The organism is Delftia sp. (assembly GCF_059499305.1).
On record NZ_JCABYI010000004.1, the window covers coordinates 272,017 to 294,304 of the forward strand.

16 protein-coding genes and 1 tRNA gene are annotated in these 22,288 nt (G+C 66.1%); 8 read left to right on the forward strand and 9 right to left on the reverse strand.

The window, feature by feature from the left end; all coding sequences use genetic code 11:
- Positions 1 to 116 precede the first annotated feature (116 nt).
- From yfiR to yfiB, 3 genes are read left to right on the forward strand one after another with little or no spacing between them, the layout of a single operon-like run.
- The gene (yfiR, locus tag AC5I49_RS03095) at positions 117 to 686 is read left to right on the forward strand and encodes a regulatory sequestration protein YfiR (protein ID WP_495788821.1); all 570 of its coding nucleotides are present in this window, start codon (positions 117 to 119) and stop codon (positions 684 to 686) included.
- Positions 683 to 1,912 (forward strand): diguanylate cyclase DgcN/YfiN, encoded by a 1,230-nt coding sequence (gene dgcN / locus AC5I49_RS03100; RefSeq protein WP_016446848.1) that lies wholly within the window; start codon positions 683 to 685, stop codon positions 1,910 to 1,912. Before yfiR ends, dgcN begins: the two co-directional genes overlap by 4 nt.
- A gap of 1 nt (position 1,913) precedes the next feature.
- The gene (gene yfiB / locus AC5I49_RS03105) at positions 1,914 to 2,420 is read left to right on the forward strand and encodes an outer membrane lipoprotein YfiB (protein WP_016446849.1); all 507 of its coding nucleotides are present in this window, start codon (positions 1,914 to 1,916) and stop codon (positions 2,418 to 2,420) included.
- A 32-nt stretch (positions 2,421 to 2,452) separates the two neighbouring features.
- Here yfiB and AC5I49_RS03110 read toward each other — a convergent pair.
- From AC5I49_RS03110 to AC5I49_RS03145, 8 genes are all read right to left on the reverse strand, one after another.
- Positions 2,453 to 2,548: transfer RNA gene (locus AC5I49_RS03110), tRNA-Sec, on the reverse strand.
- Between the two features lie 194 nt (positions 2,549 to 2,742).
- The gene (gene selB / locus AC5I49_RS03115; RefSeq protein ID WP_495788822.1) at positions 2,743 to 4,683 is read right to left on the reverse strand and encodes a selenocysteine-specific translation elongation factor; all 1,941 of its coding nucleotides are present in this window, start codon (positions 4,681 to 4,683) and stop codon (positions 2,743 to 2,745) included.
- Positions 4,684 to 4,693: 10 nt separating this feature from the next.
- The gene (gene selA, locus AC5I49_RS03120) at positions 4,694 to 6,148 is read right to left on the reverse strand and encodes an L-seryl-tRNA(Sec) selenium transferase (protein ID WP_047218169.1); all 1,455 of its coding nucleotides are present in this window, start codon (positions 6,146 to 6,148) and stop codon (positions 4,694 to 4,696) included.
- Positions 6,149 to 6,162: 14 nt separating this feature from the next.
- Entirely contained in the window at positions 6,163 to 7,137 is a 975-nt protein-coding gene (gene fdhE / locus AC5I49_RS03125) for a formate dehydrogenase accessory protein FdhE (RefSeq protein ID WP_017407791.1), read from the reverse strand.
- Between the two features lie 206 nt (positions 7,138 to 7,343).
- Positions 7,344 to 7,970: a formate dehydrogenase subunit gamma gene (locus AC5I49_RS03130; RefSeq protein ID WP_012205324.1), complete on the reverse strand. Its 627-nt coding sequence runs from the start codon at positions 7,968 to 7,970 to the stop codon at positions 7,344 to 7,346.
- Positions 7,967 to 8,896, reverse strand: a complete 930-nt coding sequence (gene fdxH / locus AC5I49_RS03135; protein ID WP_012205325.1) for a formate dehydrogenase subunit beta — start codon at positions 8,894 to 8,896, stop codon at positions 7,967 to 7,969. Before fdxH ends, AC5I49_RS03130 begins: the two co-directional genes overlap by 4 nt.
- A gap of 10 nt (positions 8,897 to 8,906) precedes the next feature.
- Positions 8,907 to 11,972, reverse strand: a complete 3,066-nt coding sequence (gene fdnG / locus AC5I49_RS03140; protein WP_080650104.1) for a formate dehydrogenase-N subunit alpha — start codon at positions 11,970 to 11,972, stop codon at positions 8,907 to 8,909.
- A 355-nt stretch (positions 11,973 to 12,327) separates the two neighbouring features.
- Positions 12,328 to 13,515 carry an AI-2E family transporter gene (locus AC5I49_RS03145; protein WP_047327725.1) on the reverse strand — a complete coding sequence of 396 codons (1,188 nt, stop codon included), beginning with the start codon at positions 13,513 to 13,515 and terminating at the stop codon, positions 12,328 to 12,330.
- A 231-nt stretch (positions 13,516 to 13,746) separates the two neighbouring features.
- Here AC5I49_RS03145 and AC5I49_RS03150 point away from each other — a divergent pair, with 231 nt between their 5' ends.
- The 5 genes from AC5I49_RS03150 to AC5I49_RS03170 all read left to right on the forward strand — a co-directional run bounded on the left by AC5I49_RS03150 (position 13,747) and on the right by AC5I49_RS03170 (position 21,399).
- A complete protein-coding gene (locus AC5I49_RS03150; RefSeq protein WP_016446856.1) occupies positions 13,747 to 16,626 on the forward strand; it encodes a 2-oxoglutarate dehydrogenase E1 component in 2,880 nt (959 codons plus the stop codon).
- Between the two features lie 54 nt (positions 16,627 to 16,680).
- Positions 16,681 to 17,946, forward strand: a complete 1,266-nt coding sequence (odhB, locus tag AC5I49_RS03155; protein ID WP_495788823.1) for a 2-oxoglutarate dehydrogenase complex dihydrolipoyllysine-residue succinyltransferase — start codon at positions 16,681 to 16,683, stop codon at positions 17,944 to 17,946.
- A gap of 90 nt (positions 17,947 to 18,036) precedes the next feature.
- Entirely contained in the window at positions 18,037 to 19,464 is a 1,428-nt protein-coding gene (gene lpdA / locus AC5I49_RS03160) for a dihydrolipoyl dehydrogenase (protein ID WP_016446858.1), read from the forward strand.
- Positions 19,465 to 19,559: 95 nt separating this feature from the next.
- Positions 19,560 to 20,663 (forward strand): cell division protein ZapE, encoded by a 1,104-nt coding sequence (gene zapE / locus AC5I49_RS03165; RefSeq protein WP_016446859.1) that lies wholly within the window; start codon positions 19,560 to 19,562, stop codon positions 20,661 to 20,663.
- 40 nt (positions 20,664 to 20,703) lie between these two features.
- Positions 20,704 to 21,399 carry a hypothetical protein gene (locus tag AC5I49_RS03170; protein ID WP_016454844.1) on the forward strand — a complete coding sequence of 232 codons (696 nt, stop codon included), beginning with the start codon at positions 20,704 to 20,706 and terminating at the stop codon, positions 21,397 to 21,399.
- A gap of 79 nt (positions 21,400 to 21,478) precedes the next feature.
- Here the strand turns inward: AC5I49_RS03170 and AC5I49_RS03175 are convergent, their stop codons facing one another.
- Positions 21,479 to 22,252 carry a PP2C family protein-serine/threonine phosphatase gene (locus tag AC5I49_RS03175; protein ID WP_026062214.1) on the reverse strand — a complete coding sequence of 258 codons (774 nt, stop codon included), beginning with the start codon at positions 22,250 to 22,252 and terminating at the stop codon, positions 21,479 to 21,481.
- Between the last annotated feature and the right edge of the window lie 36 nt (positions 22,253 to 22,288).

Below are 22,288 nucleotides of genomic sequence, written 5' to 3' on the forward strand. Positions count from 1 at the left end.
GATGCGCCGTCGTGGTGCAATGCATGGATTTCCCGTTCAAGGAGCCTTGGTTGGCTGTTCGCATAAATCGCTCACAGCGCTCGCAGCGCTCACTTCTCCCATCCCGCAGGTGGTGCATGGGTGGCAGGATCAAGGGCCTGCCGCCAGCCTGGGCCTGGGTGGCCGTGTGCCTGCTGGCGCTGCAAACGGGTTGGGTGGGGCTGGTGGGGCAGGCGCATGCCGAACCATCGGCCGACGAGCATGAGCTGGGCGTGACACGCACGGTCTTAGGCATCCTGGGCTACACGCGCTGGCCCACGGAAAGCGCGGTGCTGCGGCTGTGCGTGGTGGGCTCCACCGAATATGCCGATAACCTGCTCAATGGTGCCCCGCAGACAGTGGGCAGCCAGCGGCTGGAAGTCCGGCGCGTCGTGCTTTCCGATGCGCGCATCCTGGCCGAATGCGAAGGCATCTATGCCGGCCAGCTCGATGAAGCGGCCTGGCGCAAGCTCATGGAGCAACTGGCCGGACGGCCGCTGCTGACCATCAGCGAGCGGGGCGAGCTGTGCCGCATCGGCGCCATGTTCTGCCTGCGCCGCCGTGGCGAGGGCGCGGGCTTCGAGGTCAGCCTCGACTCCGTGGCACGCAGCGGCCTGCGCGTCAATCCCAAGGTGCTGCAGCTTGCGCGCCACAGGACGTTGCCATGAAGTTGTTCCTGTCCGGCAGCGCCTCCCTGCGCAACGTGATCCGCCGCGCGCACATGCGCATGGCGGCGGTGGCCATTGCGCTTGCGGGCGCGCTGCTGCTCATCGTCGGCGTGGCCACCCTGCGTCTTTACCTGTCCAACAACCTGCATCTGGTGGCACGTTCGCTGGCCTATACGGTCGAGGCATCGCTGGTCTTCGGTGACCGTGACGAGGCTGCCCGCGTGCTGGACCAATTGCTGCGCGGCGAAGGCGTGGCCCATGCCGAGGTTTTCGATGCCGAGCAGCGCCCGTTCGTGCAGTGGTCGGGCCATGGCGGCTCGGCGCTGTCCAGCGTGGGTGAACTGCTGGCCATAGGCATAGGCCTGCCGCGCGCCGAGGCCGATGTGCGCCAGGATGGCCGCCTGGTCGGGAGCGTGCAGCTGTCCAGCGATGGCGTGGGCCTGGTCCGCTTTCTGGGCGCAGGCTTCATCGTGCTGGTGCTGTGCGTGGGCGTGAGCGGCTATGTGGGGCTGCGCCAATCGCGCCGCATGCTGCGCGACATTGCCGAACCGCTGCAGCAGTTGGCGCGCGTGGCGCACGCCGTGCGCCATGACCGCTCCATGGACCAGCGCGTGCCGCTGGCGCGCATTGCCGAACTGCGCGAGTTGGGAGACAACTTCAATGCCCTGCTGGCCGAGCTGCAGACACGCCACGAGCGGCTGCAGCAGCAAAACTCGGCCCTGGAGCGCCAAGCTTCGCGAGACAGCCTCACGGGGCTGGCCAACCGCCTGCATTTCGAGCAGCGCCTGCAGCAGGCGCTGGACAATGCGGCCGAAACCGGGCAGAAGCTGGCCGTGCTGTTTCTGGACAACGACCGCTTCAAGCAGGTCAACGACGCGTACGGCCATGCTGTGGGCGATGTGCTGCTCAAGGCCGTAGGCGCAAGACTGCGCTCGCAGGTGCGCGAGAGCGATCTGGTCGCGCGGCTGGGTGGCGATGAGTTCGCCATCCTGCTCTATCCCGTGGGCGGAGGCGGCGATGCGCAGATGGTGCGGGACAAGATAGAGGCCGCCATGCATGAGCCTTTGGTGGTCAGCGAAGGCGTGGTGCTGCAGCCTTCGGTCAGTGCGGGCGTGGCCCTTTTTCCCAAGCATGGCCAGAGCATGGAGACGCTGATGCGCCATGCCGACCAGGCCATGTACCAGGCCAAGGCCATGCGCCAGGCCGAACGAGTCACAGGAGGATGACATGTTGAAACGACGGAGCTGGACCCGGATGTGCGGCGCAGGTGCGGCCGCTGTGCTGGCCCTTGCGCTGGCGGGCTGCAAGGCGGCGCCCGAGGCGCCGCCTACGCCGCAGGGCCTGACCGAGCAGCAGCAGCAAGTGCTGCGCAGCCAGGGCTTTGCACAGGCGGAGCAGGGCTGGGAGCTGCAGATGTCGGGCAAGCTGCTGTTCGGCTTTGACTCGGCCGAAGTCGGCGCCCAGGCGCGCACCAAGGTGCTGGAACTGGGGCGGGCGCTCAAGGGCGTGGGCATAGAGCGGCTGCGCGTGGAAGGCCATACGGACGATCGCGGCAGCGATGCCTACAACATGCGCCTGTCGCTGCGCCGCGCAGAGGCCGTGGCCGATGTGCTGGCCGAAGCCGGCCTGGCGCGCCAGGATATCGAGGTCAAGGGCCTGGGCCGCGCCATGCCCGTGGTGCCCAGCGATGCGGCGGAGAACCGCCGCGTGGCCATCGTCGTGCCCTTGCAATAGCCGTAACCTGGCTGGAATCAGAGTCGGGGGATTGGCGGAAAGCAGCAGGAGTCGAACCTACCCAGGAGCGGCTGACGCCCCTGACCGGGTTTGAAGCCCGGGCGCACCACCGGGTGCGTATGCTTTCCTTCTGGATTGAAGCTCCCCCTGAGCGGCTTACGCCGCTTCCCCCCGTTGCACGGCGCCTCTCTACCCGCTTCGCGGGGGAGGGGGACGACACCCTTGCTGCGGGGCGGCCCTTGCTCGGTGTCTCTCGCCCTGGGCCGCGCCGGTTGCTGGCGCCGTGGCGAAGCAAAGCTGGCCATTGTAGCGGCCCCTTGCCTCAAATTCTTGCTGTGGCGCCAGTGGTCCACTGCACATCGGGGCGCAGCAGGTGGGCGTCGCGCAGGCGGCGGGTGTAGCCGATGCGGTCGAAGAATTCGAGGATCTGGATGGCGCGCTTGCGGCCCAGGCCTGTGGCATCGCGAAAGGCGTGGGCCTGGATTTCGCCGTTGGGGGTGGCGGCGGCCAGTTCGCGCACCAGGGCGGCGAGTTCGTCCGTGCGGGCGGCGGAGTAGAACAGGTCCTTGGTCACCTGAAACAGCAGTCCCTGGCGCGCGAGCTTGCGCAGCAGCTGGCGCACGGTTTCCTCGCCGATGGCGTTGTCGCGTGCCAGGTCGCGCACCCAGGGCGGGTCGTAGCGGCCGGCTTCGATGGCCGGCAGCAGTTTCTGGGCGATCTGTGTTTCGCTGTCCGACAGTTGCACGCTGTGGCCGGGCAGGTGCAGCCAGGCGCCGCTGGCGGCCAGGCTGCCATCCTGCAGCAGCGTTTGCAGCAGGCCTTTCCACAGCGCGTCATGTCCTGCATGGACCAGGCCGGACAGTGCCATGCGGCGCAGGCGTGCCGCGTTCACACCGGGCTCGTCGGGGTTTTTTTCGTGAAAGCGCGCCATGCTGTCCAGCACCTGGCCGCGCAGCTGCGTCCAGCGTGCGTCACCCAGCAACAGCGTGTCGCCCTCGGCCAGTGGAAGTCGGTGCAGCCGGTGCCCGACGTTGTCCGTGGCCACGGATGCGCGGCCCGTCAGGCGCATGAGCTGCGACGTGGCAATGCCGTGCGCCGCGCCTTGCACCAGCGCGCTGGCGTCCCCGGTGGCAATCAGCGATTCCAGCGCCTGCAGATAGGCCGTGCGCTCGGGGCTGCGGCGCTTGCGTGCGGGAGCAAAGGGGTCGATGACGCTGCCGCCCGCAATCGTGCGGCTGGCCTGGGCATTGCGCACGATGAGCCGGTCGCCGGGTTGGGCATGTACGGGCATGTCCAGCACCAGTTGGACGATGGCCTGCTCGCCGGGACCCAGCGGCTGGTCCTGCAGCAGGGCCACGTGGGCCGTGCAGCGCGCCGTACCGATGTGCACATGCACAGGCGTCCATTGGGCCAGTGATGGCGCATCGGCCAGCAGTTGCAGGCGCACGTCGATCCGGTCGCTGGCCTGCAGCAGCCGTGCGTCGGCGATCCAGTCGCCGCGCGTGATGGCTTCCTTGGCAATGCCCGACAGGTTGAGCGCGCAGCGCTGTCCGGCCAGGCCCTGTTCGCTGGCCTGGTTCTGGGCATGCAGGCTGCGCACGCGCACCTCGGTGCCCGAGGCCGAGTGCACCAGCGTGTCGCCGACTTTCACCTGCCCGCCGAACACGGTGCCCGTGACCACGGTGCCCTGGCCGGGCAGCGTGAAGCTGCGGTCCACGGCCAGGCGGAACAGTCCATCGCTGGCCCGCGCGGGAATGGACTGGGCACGCGCCATGAGGTGCTCGCGCAGCTGCGCCACGCCCGCGTCACCGGGCTGGGCGGCGGCGGTGGGAAAGACCGGGGCGCCGGCCAGCGCCGTGGGCGCCAGCAGGGACTCGATCTCGGCACGCACCTGCTGCAGGCGCTCGGGCGTGGCGCGGTCGGCCTTGGTCAGGGCCACGGTGGCTTCGCGCACGCCCAGCAGCTGCAGGATGTCCAGGTGCTCGCGCGTCTGCGGCATGACGCTGTCGTCGGCCGCCACCACCAGCAGGGCGTGGTCTATGCCCACGGCGCCTGCGGCCATGGTGTGCACGAATTTTTCGTGGCCGGGCACGTCGATGATGCCCAGTACCTCGCCATTGGGCAGCGGCGTGTAGGCATAGCCCAGCTCGATGGAGATGCCGCGCGCCCTCTCTTCCTTGAGGCGGTCGGTGTCCACGCCCGTGAGCGCGCGCACCAGGGTGGTCTTGCCGTGGTCGATGTGGCCGGCGGTGCCGATGATCATGCGTTCGTCCTCAGGCGATGTGCAGCAGCGGCAGCTGTTCGGTGAAGGCCGGCTCGTCGGCTGCCTCCAGGCAGCGCAGGTCCAGCCACAGCGCGTCGTCATGCAGCCGGCCGATGACGGGGCGGGGCAGGCCGCGCAGGCCCGCTTCAAGCCGGGTGAGCTGGCGGCCGGCCTGGCGACCGTCGGCCGGATGCAGGCGCAGGCCCCAGCTGGGCAGGTTCTCCACGGGCAGGGCGCCGCTGCCGATCTGGCTGTTCATCTCGGCGGTTTCCACCACATAGCGGCTGCCCAGCGCCTGCTGCACCAGCGGCTGCAGCGCCTGCGCGCGGGCCTGCATGTCGGCCTGGGGGCGCGTGAACAGGCGCAGCGTGGTCAGGCGCTCGGCCAGCTTTTCGGGGTGCAGGTACAGGCGCAGCGTGGGCTCCAGCGCGGCCAGGGTGAGCTTGCTCACGCGCAGCGCACGCTTGAGCGGGTGTTTCTTGATGCGGGCGATCAGGTCCTTGCGGCCCACGATCAGGCCGGCCTGCGGACCGCCCAGCAGCTTGTCGCCACTGAAGGTGACGATGTCGGCGCCCGACTCGATGGTCTCGCGCACCGTGACCTCGTAGGGCAGGCCCCATTCGCGCAGGTCGACCAGGGTGCCGCTGCCCAGGTCCACCACCATCTGCAGGCCGTGCGCGTGGGCAATGGATGCCACCTCGGCGTCGCTCACGGCCTTGGTGAAGCCGGTGATGGCGTAGTTGCTGCAATGCACCTTCATGAGCAGGCCGGTGTGTTCGCCGACAGCGCCTTCGTAGTCGCGCGCATGGGTACGGTTGGTGGTGCCCACCTCGACCAGGGTGGCGCCCGCGCGCGTCATCACGTCGGGGATGCGGAAGGCCCCGCCGATCTCCACCAGCTCGCCGCGCGAGACGATGACCTCGCGCCCGGCCGCCAGCGTGGCCAGGGTCAGCAGCACGGCGGCGGCGTTGTTGTTGACCACGGTGCAGGCCTCGGCGCCCGTGAGTTCGCAGACCAGGGATTCGATCAGGTCGTCGCGGTCGCCACGGCCGCCGTCCTCCAGGTCGTACTCCAGGTTGGCCGGCGCCGTCATGGCGGCCACCACGGCGTCCACGGCCTCCTGCGGCAGCAGGGCGCGGCCCAGGTTGGTGTGCAGCACCGTGCCCGTGAGGTTGAAGACCGTGCGCAGACGGGGTGCAAAGCGCCGCGCCAGGCGAAGGCCGGCCGCCTGGATTACCTCAGTGATGCCGGGCGCGCCTGCATCGGGCTCGCCGGACCGCAGCCGCTCCTGCGCATCGGCCCGCATCTGTGCCAGTGTCTCGCGCACAGCCTGGGTGCAGGCATCGAGGCCGTGGCGCTCGCGCAGCGCGAGCATGTCGGCGCTCAGCAGCACCTTGTCCACGGCAGGCAGGCGCAGCGCGGACGGGGTGGAGGAAGCGGCAGAGGTGGCGGCGGTATCGGTCATGGTGTGCGAAAGAGTCAGGCAGCAGGCGTGGCTGGGTCGATCAGCGCGTCGCCGGCCTCGTCCTGCTCCTCGGCAAAGGCCACGTAGAGCAGGGGATTGGCGCTGGCGCGCTGAAAGCGCGTCTCCTCGCCCATCAGCAGGTCCAGCATCAGCGAGGCCAGGTCGTCGGCCAGGGGCTCGGCCATCGGGTCCTTTTCCTGGTTGACCACCTTGCGGTAGCTGCCGCATTCCTCGCAGGTCTCGGCCAGCACGGTATCGCCGGCGCCATCGATGCCCTGGTACTCGACGCCCTTGGTCGACTCGCAGTGGGAGCACTTGACGCGCACCATGTGCCACTCCGTGCAGCAGGTGCCGCAGTGCAGGTAGCGATGGCCTGCGGCCTTGCCGCCAATGCGCAACACGCTGGCCACGGGCTCGCTGGCGCAGACGGGACAGATCGAGGCGGGATCGGTATAGGGCACGTCGCGTGCGTTCAGGCCGCTGGCGCGCGTGGCAAACACCACCTGCAGCGCAGCCATCACAAAGGGCGCCATGCCCACGTGGCGGGCCGCCACTTCCTTTTGCAGCAGCCGCTGCGCGATCTCGTCACGCCCGGCCGTGTCCAGCGCGCGCAACTCCTGCAGCAGCGGCTGCAGCGGCGCAGGCAGGCCGTCGGCGCCCGACAGGGCATCGAGCATGCGGTCCAGCACGCCATGCCAGGCGGCATCGATATGGTCGGCGGCAGGCAGCAGCGGCATGGAATGCTCCTGCGCCCGCGCGATCAGCGCCGCATCGGGCTCGGCCAGCGTCAGCTGCCCGGCCGCCTTGGCCTGCGCGTCCACGATCTGCGCCACAAACCGCAGGTAGTCGGCAATCGGATTGCCCTCGGCCAGCTGCCGCAGCCGCGCCGCCCGCTCGACGAACAGCGCCGGCAACTGCGGCAGCAGCACGCGCGGAAAACTGGTGTGGTCCAGCGACTCGATATCGCCGGGTTGAAGAATGCGTTGCATTGGAATGAATCCCAAAAAAACAGCCGCCCGGATCGCTGGGCGGCTGGGTGCTCAGGCTGATGCCTAGTATGACGCCATGTCTGTGAAAACTGGCGCGGCCCAAGGCGAGGGGCACCGAGGAAGGGCCGTCCCGCACCGAGGGTGCCGTCCCCCTCCCTCGCGCAGCGAGTAGAGAGGGGGAAGCGGCGTAAGCCGCTCAGGGGGTGTCAGTCATTATCACCGGTCATCTTGCGATACCACCCCCGGTGGTGCTGCTTGGCCCAGGCCCGTGTCACCGTGCCGTACAGCATGGCGCGGATGGTGCCCCGGGTCCAGATGGCCGCGTACACGTGCATGATGATCAGGCCGATCATCCACACGCCCGCGATGGCGTGCACCACCGAGGCGGCGCGCACCACGTTGACGGGCAGCGTCCACCAGGCGCGCCACATGAGCGCGCCGGTCACGGTGATCGCCAGCATGCCGATGACCAGGCCCCAGAACAGCAGCTTCTGGCCGCCGTTGTACTTGCCCTGCTCGGGCATGTCGTGGTCGTCGCCGTCGATCATCTTGTTGACGTTCTTGAGCCACTCGATGTCGCGCGGCTCGACCACGTTCAGGCGCCAGAAGCGCAGCGCCATGATGATGAAGAACAGCGCCATCACCACCCCGATGTAGGGGTGCAGGATGCGTGTCCACGGCCCGCCGCCGAACAGCTGCGTGAGCGGGAAGAAGGCCGGGTGGAAGAACGCCAGGCCCGACAGCGCCAGCAGGATGAAGCAGATGCCGACCACCCAGTGGTTGGCACGCTCCGATGCGTTGTAGCGCACCAGGTCACGTGGGTTGCGTTTCATCGGCGGGCCTCCTTTTCAGCGGCTTCCTGGTCCTTGCGGTCCATTTCGTCTTCCAGTTCCTTGGACACGTCGTTCGGGCCCTTGGTGATGTAGTGGAACAGGCTGCCGACGGCAGCTGCGCCCAGCGCGGCCATGGCCAATGGCTTGGCCACGCCCTTCCACAGGGACACCATGGGGCTGATCTTCGGGTCGTCGGGCAGGCCCTTGTACAGCGAAGGCTTGTCCGCGTGATGCAGCACGTACATCACATGGGTGCCGCCCACGCCCTGCGGGTCATAGAGGCCGGCCTCGGCATAGCCGCGCCGCTTGAGGTCGCCGATGCGGTGCTCGGCCTGGTCCTTCATCGCCTCCTTGGTGCCGAACATGATGGCGCCGGTGGGGCAGGTCTTGACACAGGCAGGCTCCCGGCCGACGGCCACGCGGTCCGAGCACAGCGTGCACTTGTAGGCCTTGTGGTCCTTCTTGGAGATGCGCGGAATGTTGAACGGGCAGCCCGTGACGCAGTAGCCGCAGCCCACGCACTGGTCCTGCTGGAAGTCCACGATGCCGTTGCTGTACTGCACGATGGCGCCCGGCGAGGGGCAGGCCTTCAGGCAGCCCGGGTCCTCGCAGTGCATGCAGCCGTCCTTGCGGATCAGCCACTCCAGGTTGCCGGTCGCTTCGTTCTCGTACTCGGTAAAGCGCATGACGGTCCACGACTGATCCGTCAGATCGGTCGGGTTGTCATAGACGCCGGCCGCACAGGTTCCGATTTCGTCGCGCAGGTCGTTCCACTCCATGCAGGCGGTCTGGCAGGCCTTGCACCCGATGCACTTGGAGACATCGATGAGCTTGGCCACCTCGCCGCTGTGCGTTTCGCGCGCACTGGGAGCAGGCGTCGTCGTCGCCGAGCGACGCTTGATATCGAGAGACATGGTTGATGACATCAGCTGCTCCTTAAACCTTTTCCACCTTCACGAGGAAGGTCTTGGATTCCGGGGTAAGGCTGTTGCCATCGCCCACCGATGCCGTCAGGTTGTTGGCCATGTAGCCCTTGCGGCCCGTCGACGAGAAGCCCCAGTGAATGGGCACGCCCACGTGGTGGATGGTCTTGCCATCGATCTTCATGGGCTTGATGCGCTTGGTCACCACGGCGGCCGCCTTGACGAAGCCGCGCTTGGAGCTGACCTTCACATGCTGGCCCGTCTCGATGCCCAGTTCCTTGGCCAGCGCCTCGCCGATTTCCACGAACTGCTCGGGCTGAACGATGTTGTTCAACTGAACGTGCTTGGTCCAATAGTGGAAGTGCTCGGTCAGGCGGTACGTCGTGCCCACATGCGGGAACTCGCTGGGCGAGCCTGCCGAATCCTTGGCGGAGTCGAAGATGCGGGCGGCCGGGTTGATGACAGCCAGCTTGTTGTCGGGATACATGGGGTTGTATCCCAGCGGGTTGTCGAAGGCCTCGTAGTGGGTGGGGAACGGTCCCTCGTTCATGCCCTTGCGGGCGAAGAAGCGCGCCACGCCCTCGGGGTTCATGATGAACGGATCGGTGGTCTCCGGCGGCATGGTCGGACCCATGTCGGGCACGTCGGCGCCGCCCCAGGCCTTGCCGTTCCAGCGGATCAGCGTGCGCTGGGGATTGAACGGCTGGCCGTTGCGGTCGCACGAGGCACGGTTGTAGAGCACGCGGCGGTTGGCCGGCCAGGCCCAGGCCCAGTTCAGCGTATTGCCTATGCCCGTAGGGTCGCTGTTGTCGCGTCGGGCCATCTGGTTGCCGGACGAGGTCCAGCAGCCAGCCCAGATCCAGCAGCCGCCCATCGTCGTGCCGTCGTCGCGCATCTCGCCGAAGCCGGCGAGCTGCTCGCCGGCCTTGCGGATGAGCTTGGTCGGGTCCTTGGGGTCGAACAGGTCCACCAGCGCGCGGCCGTTGTACTCCTTGGCGATCTCTTCCGAAGTCGGATGATCGGCATGGGCATACGGCCACCACAGCTTGGTGATCGGCTCGGGGAACTTGCCGCCGTCCTTCTCATAGGCCTGCTTCAGGCGCAGGTGCAGGGCCGACATGATGGCGATGTCGGTCTTGGCTTCGCCCGGGGGCTCGGCCGCCTTCCAGTGCCACTGCAGCACGCGCGAGGAACTGACGACGGCGCCGTCTTCCTCGGCAAAGCAGGTCGTGGGCAGGCGGAACACCTCGGTCTGGATGGATGCCGAATCCACGTCGTTGAACTCGCCGTGGTTCTTCCAGAACTCCGACGTTTCGGTGACCAGCGGGTCCATGATCACCAGGAACTTCAGCTTCTTGAGGCCTTCGCGCACATTGTTGCTGTTCGCAAGAGCCGCCAGCGGGTTGAAGCCCTGGGCGATGTAGCCGTTGATCTTGCCCTGCGCCATCATGTCGAACACCTGCAGCATGTCGTACTGCTTGTCCAGCTTGGGCAGGTAGTTGAAGGCCCAGTTGTTCTCGGCCGTGGCCGCCGGTCCCCACCAGGCCTTCATCAGGCTCACGTGGAACTTGGGCGTGTTCGACCAGTAGTTCATCTGGCCCGGGCGCATGGCCTTGGGCGTGCGCGCGTCGATGTACTTCTGGTAGTCCTGCTCGCCTTCGTTGGGCAGCGTCAGATAGCCTGGCAGCGAGGCAGACAGAATCCCCAGGTCCGTCAGGCCCTGGATGTTGGAGTGCCCGCGCAGCGCATTCATGCCGCCGCCGGCCACGCCGATGTTGCCCAGCAGAAGCTGCACCATGGCGCCCGTGCGCAGGATCTGCGCACCCGTGGTGTGCTGTGTCCAGCCCAGTGCGTACAGGATGGTTGCGGCGCGGCCCGGCACTGCCGTCGAGGCCAGCTTCTCGCACACATGCAGGAATTTTTCCTTGGGCGTGCCGCAGGCGCTCTCCACCTTCTCGGGCGTATAGCTGGCGTAGTGGCGCTTGAGCCATTGGTACACGCAGCGCGGATGCTGCAGGCTGGCGTCCACCTTCACGTAGCCGTCGGCGTCGAGTTCATAGTCCCAGCTGGACTTGTCGTACTTGCGGGTCTGCGGGTCGTAGCCCGAGAAGATGCCCTCGTCGAACGCAAACTCCTCCTTCACGATGTACGAGAAGTCGGTGTAGTTCCTCACGTATTCGTGATGGATCTTGTCGTTCGTCAGCAGATAGTTGATCACGCCACCCAGGAACACGATGTCCGAGCCCGACCGGATGGGGGCGTAGAAATCGGCCACGGAGGCGGAGCGGTTGAAGCGCGGATCGACCACCATGAAGTGCGCACCGTTGTGCTCCTTCGCTTCGGTCACCCACTTGAAACCGCAGGGATGTGCTTCAGCGGCATTGCCGCCCATGATCAGGATAACGTCCGCGTTCTTGATGTCGACCCAATGGTTCGTCATCGCTCCACGGCCAAACGTCGGGGCAAGACCTGCCACCGTCGGGCCGTGTCAGACACGTGCTTGGTTATCGAGTGCGAGCAGGCCCCAGGAGCGGGCCACCTTGTGTGTGACGTAGCCGGCTTCGTTGCTGGAGGCCGAGGCGGCCAGCATGCCGGTGGTCAGCCAGCGGTTCACCGTCTGGCCCTTGTCGTTTTGCTCGACGAAGTTCGCGTCGCGGTCGTCCTTGAGCAGCTTGGTGATGCGGGTCAGCGCCTCATCCCAGGACATGCGCTTCCACTCGGTGGAGCCGGGCGCGCGGTACTCGGGATACTTCAGGCGGTGCGGGCTGTGGACGAAGTCCAGCAGCGATGCGCCCTTGGGGCACAGCGTTCCGCGGTTGACGGGGTGGTCGGGATCTCCCTCGACGTGGATCACCGACAGCTTGGCGTTCTTGACGCCATCGCTCAGCGAATACATCAGGATGCCGCAGCCTACCGAACAGTAGGTGCAGGTCTGGCGGGTGACCGTGGTGGCGGCCAGCTTGAACTGGCGCACTTCAGCCAGGGCGGCCGTGGGCGAGAAGCCCATCAACGCCAGGCTGGATCCGGCCAGAGTCGAACCAGTCACTTTCATGAACTGGCGTCTGGAGAATTGGACCATGTGGGGTACCTTCTAATAGAAATTGACGCTTGTAAGCAAATTCTACGAGTGCACCCCGAAAACAATCCGGGAAATAACCCTTAATCCCGAGTCGGCCTGTGCGGCATTCATGCGCGGCCTCCCCGCTGCACCTTGCTGCGCGGGGCTTGCCGGCCCGGTGTCCGGCTGATTCATCAGTTGAATTGATTATCTGGTTTGAAGGCTTCGGATATTTTGTTTTATATCAATCCGGTATTCATTGGCTGGCTGAATGGCATCGATCAATACAGTCTATTGGGTGAATGCGAACCATTTGCGTCGATTGAATTGCCGAATGGGGTTTTTGGCCTCCCCCGGGAGCGGAGGCCGGGGTGGATCAGCGTGCCGGCGGGCCTGGATCGCGCGGGGCATGCTTGAGGCCCAGATCATCCGACGTCTGATATTCAGCATGCGCCAAACCCGTCTTGTTCACCGATGGGTTCACCGATTGGGCCATTTGGCGGCGCCTTTCCTCATCCTGCAGCTGCATGCGCGTGAACATGTCCCAGATTGCCATGAACAGCGCCGCGATCACGGGTCCTATCACAAAACCCGTCAGTCCGAAGAGAGCCATGCCGCCCAGTGTCGAGATCAGCACGATGTAGTCGGGCATCTTGGTGTCCTTGCCCACCAGCAGCGGGCGCAGCACGTTGTCCACCAGTCCGATCACCAGCACGCCGTAGGCGATCAGGATCAGGCCCTTGCCCATGTCACCGGTGGCCAGGAAGTAGATGGCCACCGGTGCCCAGATCAGGCCGGCGCCCACGGCGGGCAGCAGCGACAGGAACGCCATCACCACGCCCCACAGCACGGGTCCCTGGATGCCCAGAATCCAGAAGATCAGCCCGCCCAGCGCGCCCTGGGCGGCCGCCACGGCCAGGTTGCCCTTGACGGTGGCGCGGATCACGGTGGTGAACTTGCTCGACAGCTCGGCCTTGTGATCGGACTGCAGCGGGATGGCCATGCGGATGCGCTGTGTCAGGTCGCGGCCGTCACGCAGCAGGAAGAACAGCAGGTACAGCATCACGCAGAAGCCGACCAGAAACCCGAAGGTGTTCTGGCCTATGCCCAGCGCCTTGGTGGCGGCCAGCTTGGAGGCCTGCATGGCGATGCTGGACAGCTTGTCCTGCAGCTCGGCCAGCGAACCCAGGTGCAACCGCTCCAGCCAGGGTGTGACCCAGGAGGGCAGGGCGTCCATGATCTGTTGCACATAGGTGCCTGCATCCAGGTTGCCGCTGTTGACGCGCTCATAGATCAACGAGGCCTCGCGCACCAGCGAGGCGCCGATCAGCGCCAGCGGCAGGATGGCCACCACCAGGCACAGCAGCAGGGTGGACAGGGCGGCAAGGTTGGTGCGCCGTGGCATGCGCGCCAGCAGGCGCCGGTGCAGCGGCGAAAACAGGATGGCCAGGGCGACGCCCCAGAAGATGGCCCCCATGAACTCCCAGAGCACGGCACCGAAGCCTATGGTTGCCGCAATCAGCAGCAGCATGAAAGTGCGTTTGTGTAGGGGCAGCAGGTTCATCTGGCGGTCCGTTCGGAAGATGCGCCAATGTACGCGACTGCGGGAACTCCCGGAGAGTTCAGGTAATCACTTGGTAACTGCCCTGCTGCGATGTTTGAACGGTGGCACAATGGCGGTCGCAACCAGGCCCTTCCCCAGCCACAGTCGCATCCGCCAATCGGTACAGCCGTGTCGCGGAAGGTTCCACAAACCAGCTAATGCCTCCCTCAGGGAGGCTGAGGTCAGCGCAATATGAGCGATCAGACGTCGGTCTACCAAGCCTACCAAGGCAATACCTACCTCTTCGGCGGCAATGCCCCCTACGTCGAAGAAATGTACGAAAACTACCTGGCCAATCCCGGTAGCGTGCCGGATTCCTGGCGCGAGTACTTTGATGCACTGCAACATGTGCCCGCAGTCGATGGCACCGACGCCAAGGACGTTCCGCACCAGCCCGTCATCAACGCTTTCGCCGAGCGCGCCAAGCAAGGCGGCACCAAGGTGGTCGTGGCCTCCGGCGCCGACTCCGAGCTGGGCCGCAAGCGCACCGCCGTCCAGCAACTGATCGCCGCCTACCGCAATGTCGGCGCACGCTGGGCCGATCTGGACCCCCTCAAGCGCACCGAGCGCCCCGAAATTCCCGAGCTGGAGCCGTCGTTCTACGGCTTCACCGATGCCGACCAGGAAACGGTGTTCAACACGAGCAACACCTTCTTCGGCAAGGAAAGCATGTCCCTGCGCGAGCTGATGAACGCTCTGCGCGAAACCTACTGCGGCACCATCGGCTCCGAGTACATGTATGCCACGGACCAGACGCAAAAGCGCTGGTGGCAGCAAAAGCTGGAAACCAGCCGTACCAAGCCCAGCTTTGATGCCAGCCGGAAAAAGCGCATCCTCGACCGCCTGACGGCTGCCGAAGGCCTGGAACGCTACCTGCACACCAAGTACGTCGGCCAAAAGCGCTTCTCGCTGGAAGGTGGCGAGAGCTTCATCGTCGCCATGGACGAGCTGATCAACGCTGCCGGCCAGAAGGGCGTGCAGGAAGTCGTGATCGGCATGGCCCACCGCGGCCGCCTGAACGTGCTGGTCAACACCCTGGGCAAGATGCCCAAGGACCTGTTCGCCGAGTTCGACCACACTGCCCCCGAGGACCTGCCCGCCGGTGACGTGAAGTACCACCAGGGCTTCAGCTCCGACGTGTCCACCGCAGGCGGCCCCGTCCACCTGTCGCTGGCCTTCAACCCCTCGCACCTGGAAATCGTCAACCCCGTGGTCGAAGGCTCGGTGCGCTCGCGCATGGACCGCCGCGACGACCCGCACGGCAAGCAGGTGCTGCCCGTGCTGGTGCACGGCGATGCAGCCTTCGCCGGCCAGGGCGTGAACCAGGAAACCCTGGCGCTGGCCCAGACCCGTGGCTACACCACGGGCGGCACGGTGCACATCATCATCAACAACCAGATCGGCTTCACCACCTCCGATCCGCGCGACACCCGCTCCACGCTGTACTGCACCGACATCGTCAAGATGATCGAGTCGCCCGTGCTGCACGTCAACGGCGATGATCCGGAAGCCGTGGCGCTGGCCGTGCAGCTGGCCCTGGAGTTCCGCATGGAATTCTCCAAGGACGTGGTCGTGGACATCGTCTGCTTCCGCAAGCTGGGCCACAACGAGCAGGACACCCCCGCGCTGACCCAGCCGCTGATGTACAAGAAGATCGGCGCCCACCCCGGCACCCGCAAGCTGTACGCCGACAAGCTGGCCGCACAGGGCCTGGGCGAATCGCTGGGCGACGACATGGCCAAGGCCTACCGCGCCGCCATGGACGAAGGCCGCCACACCGTGGACCCGGTGCTGACCAACTTCAAGAGCAAGTACGCCGTGGACTGGAGCCCGTTCCTGGGCAAGACCTGGACGGACGCCGGCGACACCGCCATCCCGCTGACGGAATGGAAGCGCCTGGCCGAACGCATCACCACCATCCCCGAGACCGTGACGCCGCACGCGCTGGTCAAGAAGGTCTATGACGACCGCGCAGCCATGGGCCGCGGCGAAGTCAACGTGGACTGGGGCATGGGCGAGCACATGGCCTTCGCATCGCTGGTCGCATCGGGCTACCCCGTGCGCCTGTCGGGCGAGGACTGCGGCCGCGGCACCTTCACGCATCGCCACTCGGTCATCCATGACCAAAAGCGCGAGAAGTGGAGCGAAGGCACCTACATCCCGCTGCAGAACGTGGCCGACAGCCAGGCTCCGTTCACCGTCATCGACTCCATCCTGTCCGAAGAAGCCGTGCTGGGCTTCGAGTACGGCTATGCGTCGAACGACCCCAACACCCTGGTGATCTGGGAAGCCCAGTTCGGCGACTTCGCCAACGGCGCCCAGGTCGTGATCGACCAGTTCATCGCCTCCGGTGAAGTCAAGTGGGGCCGCATCAACGGCCTGACGCTGATGCTGCCGCACGGCTACGAAGGCCAGGGCCCCGAGCACAGCTCGGCCCGCCTGGAGCGCTTCATGCAGCTGGCCGCCGACGCCAACATGCAGATCGTGCAGCCGACCACGGCCAGCCAGATCTTCCACGTGCTGCGCCGCCAGATGGTGCGCCCGCTGCGCAAGCCGCTGGTCATCATGACCCCCAAGTCGCTGCTGCGCAACAAGGACGCCACCTCGCCGCTGTCCGAGTTCACCAGCGGCGGTTTCCAGACCGTGATCCCCGAGCAGGACGAAGCCGTCGTGAAGAACGCGGCCAAGGTCAAGCGCGTGATCGCATGCTCCGGCAAGGTCTACTACGACCTGGTCAAGAAGCGCACCGAGAAGGAAAGCAAGGACGTCGCCATCATCCGCGTCGAGCAGCTGTACCCCTTCCCGCACAAGGCTTTCGCTGCTGAACTGAAGAAGTTCGGCAACGCCACCGACATCGTCTGGTGCCAGGACGAGCCGCAGAACCAGGGCGCCTGGTTCTTCGTGCAGCACTACATCCACGAGAACATGCTCGATGGCCAGAAGCTGGGCTACTCCGGCCGCGCTGCCTCGGCATCGCCCGCCGTGGGTTACGCCCACCTGCACCAGGAGCAGCAAAAGGCCCTGGTGGAAGGCGCGTTCTCCAAGCTCAAGGGTTTTGTCCTGAACAAGTAAGGCAGCCCCCACCCGTTACGTATCAGTACAGAACACTTTTGGAAAGAATCACAAATGGCTATCGTTGAAGTCAAAGTTCCCCAGCTGTCCGAGTCCATCGCTGAGGCCACCATGCTGACCTGGAAGAAGAAGGCCGGCGAAGCGGTTGCAGTCGATGAGATCCTCATCGAGATCGAAACCGACAAGGTCGTGCTCGAAGTGCCCGCGCCCGCCGCTGGCGTGCTGGCCGAGATCGTGCAAGGTGACGGCGCCACCGTGGTGGCCGAGCAACTGATCGCCAAGATCGACACCGAAGGCGTGGCCGGTGTGGCCGCTGCCGCTCCTGCCGCAGCCGCCGCTCCCGCTGCCGCAGCGCCTGCTGCTGCTCCCGCCGCTGCTGCTGCCACTGGCGGCAGCAAGGGCGATGTCGCCATGCCCGCCGCTGCCAAGCTGCTGGCCGAAAACAACCTGTCGGCCGCCGGCGTGGCTGGCTCCGGCAAGGATGGCCGCGTGACCAAGGGTGACGCGCTGGCCGCCATCAAGGGCGGCGTGCAGTCCACCGCTGCCGTCATTCCCACCGGCGTGCCCACCAAGGCGCTGCCCCAGGTGTCGGCTCCGTCCGCCAAGGAAGACCTCAGCGGCCGTCCCGAGCAGCGCGTGCCCATGAGCCGCCTGCGTGCCCGCGTGGCCGAGCGTCTGCTGCAGTCGCAGTCCACCAACGCCATCCTGACCACGTTCAACGAAGTGAACATGGCCCCGGTGATGGATCTGCGCAAGAAGTTCCAGGACGCCTTCACCAAGGAACACGGCACCAAGCTGGGCTTCATGTCCTTCTTCGTCAAGGCGGCCGTGCACGCCCTGAAGAAGTACCCGGTGCTCAACGCATCCGTGGACGGCAACGACATCGTCTACCACGGCTACTTCGACATCGGTATCGCCGTGGGTTCGCCCCGTGGCCTGGTGGTGCCCATCCTGCGCAATGCAGACCAGATGAGCTTCGCCGACATCGAAAAGAAGATTGCCGAATTCGGCAAGAAGGCTGCCGAAGGCAAGCTGGGCATTGAAGAAATGACCGGCGGCACCTTCTCCATCTCCAATGGCGGCACCTTCGGCTCGATGATGTCCACCCCCATCATCAACCCGCCCCAGTCGGCCATCCTGGGCGTGCACGCCACCAAGGACCGTGCCATGGTCGAGAACGGCCAGGTCGTGGTGCGCCCGATGAACTATCTGGCCATGTCCTATGACCACCGCATCATCGACGGCCGCGAAGCCGTGCTGGGCCTGGTGGCCATGAAGGACGCGCTGGAAGATCCTTCGCGCCTGCTGTTCGACCTGTAATTCCACAGGGTTCGACACGACGAAAACCCACCCTTGGCCGCGCGCCCTGCGGTGGGTTTTTTCATGCATCACAGACAAGAGATTCCTGAAATGAGCAAGCAATTCGACGTCATCGTCATCGGCGCGGGCCCTGGCGGCTACATCGCCGCCATCCGTGCCGCGCAACTGGGCTTCAACGTGGCCTGTATCGACGAGTGGAAGAACGCCGCCGGCGGCGCCGCTCCGGGCGGCACCTGCACCAACGTGGGCTGCATTCCCTCCAAGGCCCTGCTGCAGTCGTCCGAGCACTTCGAGCACGCCAACCTGCACTTTGCCGACCATGGCATCTCCACCGGCAAGGTCGAGATGGACGTGGCCAAGATGATCGCCCGCAAGGATGCGGTCGTGAAGCAGAACAACGACGGCATCCTGTACCTGTTCAAGAAGAACAAGGTCACGTTCTTCCACGGCCGTGGCTCCTTCGTCAAGGCCGTCGAAGGCGGCTACGAGATCAAGGTCGCCGGCAAGGAAGAGGAAGTGCTGACGGGCAAGCAGATCGTGGTGGCCACCGGCTCCAACGCCCGCGCTCTGCCCGGCGTGCCCTTTGACGAGGAAAACATCCTCTCCAACGACGGCGCCCTGCGCCTGGGCAAGGCCCCCAAGAAGCTGGCGCTGATCGGCGCCGGCGTGATCGGCCTGGAAATGGGCTCGGTCTGGCGCCGTCTTGGCACCGAAGTCATCGTGCTCGAAGGCATGGACAAGTTCCTGCCCGCCGTGGATGAGCAAATCGCCAAGGAAGCCAAGAAGGCATTCGACAAGCAGGGCCTGAAGATCGAGCTGGGCGTGAAGATCGGCGAAGTCAAGTCCGGCAAGAAGGGCGTGTCCATCGCCTACACCAACGCCAAGGGTGAAGCCCAGGCGCTGGAGGCTGACAAGCTCATCATCTCCATTGGCCGCACGGCCAACACCGCCGGCCTCAATGCCGAGGCGGTGGGCCTGGCCCTGGACGAGCGCGGCTGCATCGTGGTCGATGACGACTGCAAGACCAGCCTGCCCGGCGTCTGGGCCGTGGGCGACGTGGTGCGCGGCCCGATGCTGGCGCACAAGGCCGAGGAAGAGGCCGTGGCCGTGGCCGAGCGCATCGCCGGCCAGCATGGCCATGTGAACTTCGGCACCATTCCCTGGGTGATCTACACCAGCCCCGAAATCGCCTGGGTGGGCCGCACCGAGCAGCAGCTGAAGGAGCAGGGCGTCAAGTACAAGGCCGGCACCTTCCCCTTCCTGGCCAACGGCCGTGCGCGCGCCCTGGGCGACACCACCGGCATGGTCAAGTTCCTGGCCGATGCCGAAACCGACGAGATCCTGGGCGTGCACATGGTCGGCCCCATGGTCTCGGAGCTGATCTCCGAAGCCGTGGTTGCCATGGAGTTCAAGGCATCGAGCGAAGACATCGCCCGCATCTGCCATGCCCACCCCTCGCTGTCCGAAGCCACCAAGGAGGCTGCCCTGGCAGTCGACAAGCGTACGCTGAACTTCTGAGTGCCAGGCTAGCCATCTAGCCAATCCGAGACCTGAAAGCGCTTGCTCTGCAAGCGCTTTCAGCTTCTGAATACATAGCAAATGGTTGATGCTGCATGAGCGTTTCAGTGCGAGAGGCCTACGAGGCCGAACTGGTAGCCAAGGGCTTTCACAGTGATCCTGCGCAACTGCGCGCCGTCGAGGCGCTGCAGCGCTGTGCCGACGACTGGACGGTCTACCGCCAGCGCCGCTCCAACGCCTTCAAGAAGCTCATCAACCATCCCGAGATCCCCCGTGGCGTCTACATGTACGGCGGGGTGGGGCGCGGCAAGAGCTTTCTCATGGACTGCTTCTTCAACGCCGTGCCGCTCAGGCGCAAGGTGCGCCTGCATTTCCATGAATTCATGCGCGAGGTCCACCGTGAACTCGCCGTGCTGCAGGGCACCCAGAACCCGCTGGACGTGCTGGGTGCGCGCATCTCCAAGAAGTACAAGCTGATCTGCTTCGATGAATTCCACGTGGCCGACATCACGGACGCGATGATCCTGCACCGGCTGCTGGTGTCGCTGTTCGCCAACGGCGTGGGCTTTGTCACCACCTCCAACTTCAAGCCCGACGAGCTGTACCCGGGCGGCCTGCACCGCGACCGCATCCTGCCGGCCATCGACCTGCTCAACGAGCGCATGGAAGTCGTCAACGTGGACAACGGCACGGACTACCGCCGCCGCACGCTGGAAAACGCCAGGCTCTACCACACGCCGCTGGGTGCCGAGGCCGATGCGGCCATGACCGAGACCTTCGACAAGCTGGCCGAGGTCAAGGACGAGGACCCGGTGCTGCACATCGAGGCGCGCGAGATCCGTGCGCGCCGCCGCGCCGGTGGCGTGGTCTGGTTCGACTTCCGCGAGCTGTGCGGCGGCCCGCGCTCGCAGAACGACTACCTGGAGATCGCAAGCCAGTTCCACACCGTGCTGCTGTCCGACGTGCCCTATATGCCGGTCAACATGGCGTCGCCCGCGCGGCGCTTCACCTGGCTGGTGGACGTGCTGTACGACCGCAGGGTCAAGCTGGTCATCTCGGCCGCCGTGCCGCCCGAGCAGCTTTACACTGAGGGCCCGCTGGCCCATGAGTTCCCCCGCACCGTCTCGCGCCTGAACGAGATGCAGTCCAAGGAATTCCTGGCGCTGGAGCGCCGCGTGGTGGATACCAGCCTGACCTGAGGCAGGTGGCCGCGCCTGGCGTCGTTTGCCGGACCTGTACATGCTGAAACTGCCCACCTCTGCTTTTGCCCTTGTGAAGAAACTGCCCGTTCCTTTGGGCGCCGCGCTGGCCTGCCTGGCCTTGGCGGGCCCGGCCGTGGCGGCCGATGCCGCGCGGGAGCCTGGCCAGGCGGCCAGGCAGGCCCAGGCCGAACGCAAGGCCGCGCGTGCCGACATCGCAGCCCAGCGCGCCGTCATCGAGCGCCGGCGCACGGCCCTGGAGTCCGAGTGCTACCAGCGCTTTGCCGTGGAAGACTGCCTCAAGCAGGCGCGCGAAGAGGCCCGTGAGCAGGATCGTCCGCTGCGCGAACGCGAGCTTCAGATCAACGACGAGGAGCGCAAGGAGCGCGCCGTCCAGCGCCTGGAAGACATCGAGGCCAAGAAGGCGCAGAAGGCAGCCTCCACCATGGAGGCCAAGGAACGGCCGCCGGCCGTGCAGCGCGATACCCAGGCCCTGCGCGCGCAGCGCGCCCAGGAGGCGCAGCAGCGCGCCGCCCAGCAGGCCAGCCACCAGCGCGAACGGCAGGCCCAGATGGAGCAGCGCCAGTCCGCCCAGGAGCAGGAGCGGCGCGCGGCATCGCGTGCGCAGTTCGAAGCCAAGCAGAAGGAAGCGGCCGAGCGCAAGGCCCGTGCCGCCGAAGCGGCCCGCGAGCGCGGTCCCCAGGCTGCGCCGCTGCCGGCGCCGCCTGCTCCCTGATCCTTTTTTTCTCTGCCACGCGCCAACAGGCCAACCGGGTGGGGGGCTGGCGTGAGGGCCTGGATGCTCCAACCCCGGTTCAAGCCGTCTGGGCCGACTCCAGCGCCTCGAGCTTGAGCACCACCAAGGACAGGTTGTCGCCCCCGCCCTGGGCGCGCACGCGGGCCTTGTCGATGAGGAACTCCGTGGCCTCGCGCGGAGTGAGCGCGTTGAGCACGGTGCCCAGTTCCTCGGCCGTGTAGTAGTGCCAGACGCCATCGCTGCAGGCCATGAGGGTGGTGCCCGGATACACGCGCTCGATCACATGGTGGCTCATGGGCGGTTCGGCCTCGGTGCCCAGGCAGCCCAGCAGGATGTTGGACTTGGGGTGCACGTGGGCCTCGAATTCGGTGAGCTCTCCCCGGTCCACCAGCGACTGCACATAGGAATGGTCCTTGGTGCGGTGGACCATGGTCGCGTCCTGGTAGTGGTAGATGCGCGAATCGCCCGAATGCACCCAGTGGCAGCGGCCCTGGGGCAGCAGGACGAAGGCGGCGATGGTGCTGTGCGGCTCCTGCTCGGCCGAAATGGCGGTCAGACGGATCACCGTGTGCGACTCGCGCACGATGCTCTCCAGCAGCGCTGTGCAGTCCTCCTTGCCCGGCTCGAAGCGCTCGAACAGCTGGCGCGCCGTGAGCATGACCTGGTCGGAGGCCTTGCGCCCGCCGCTGCGCCCGCCCATGCCGTCGGCCAGAACGCCCAGCAGGCAGCCGTGGACATACGGGTGGGCCATGAGCATCACCTGGTCTTGCTGGTATTGCCTGTCACCGCGATGGATGCCTGTGGCGGCTTGGAGTCGGTACGCTGGCTGCATGGTCTCTGGTTTGGTGGGCTCTTGGGGCGGCGGATG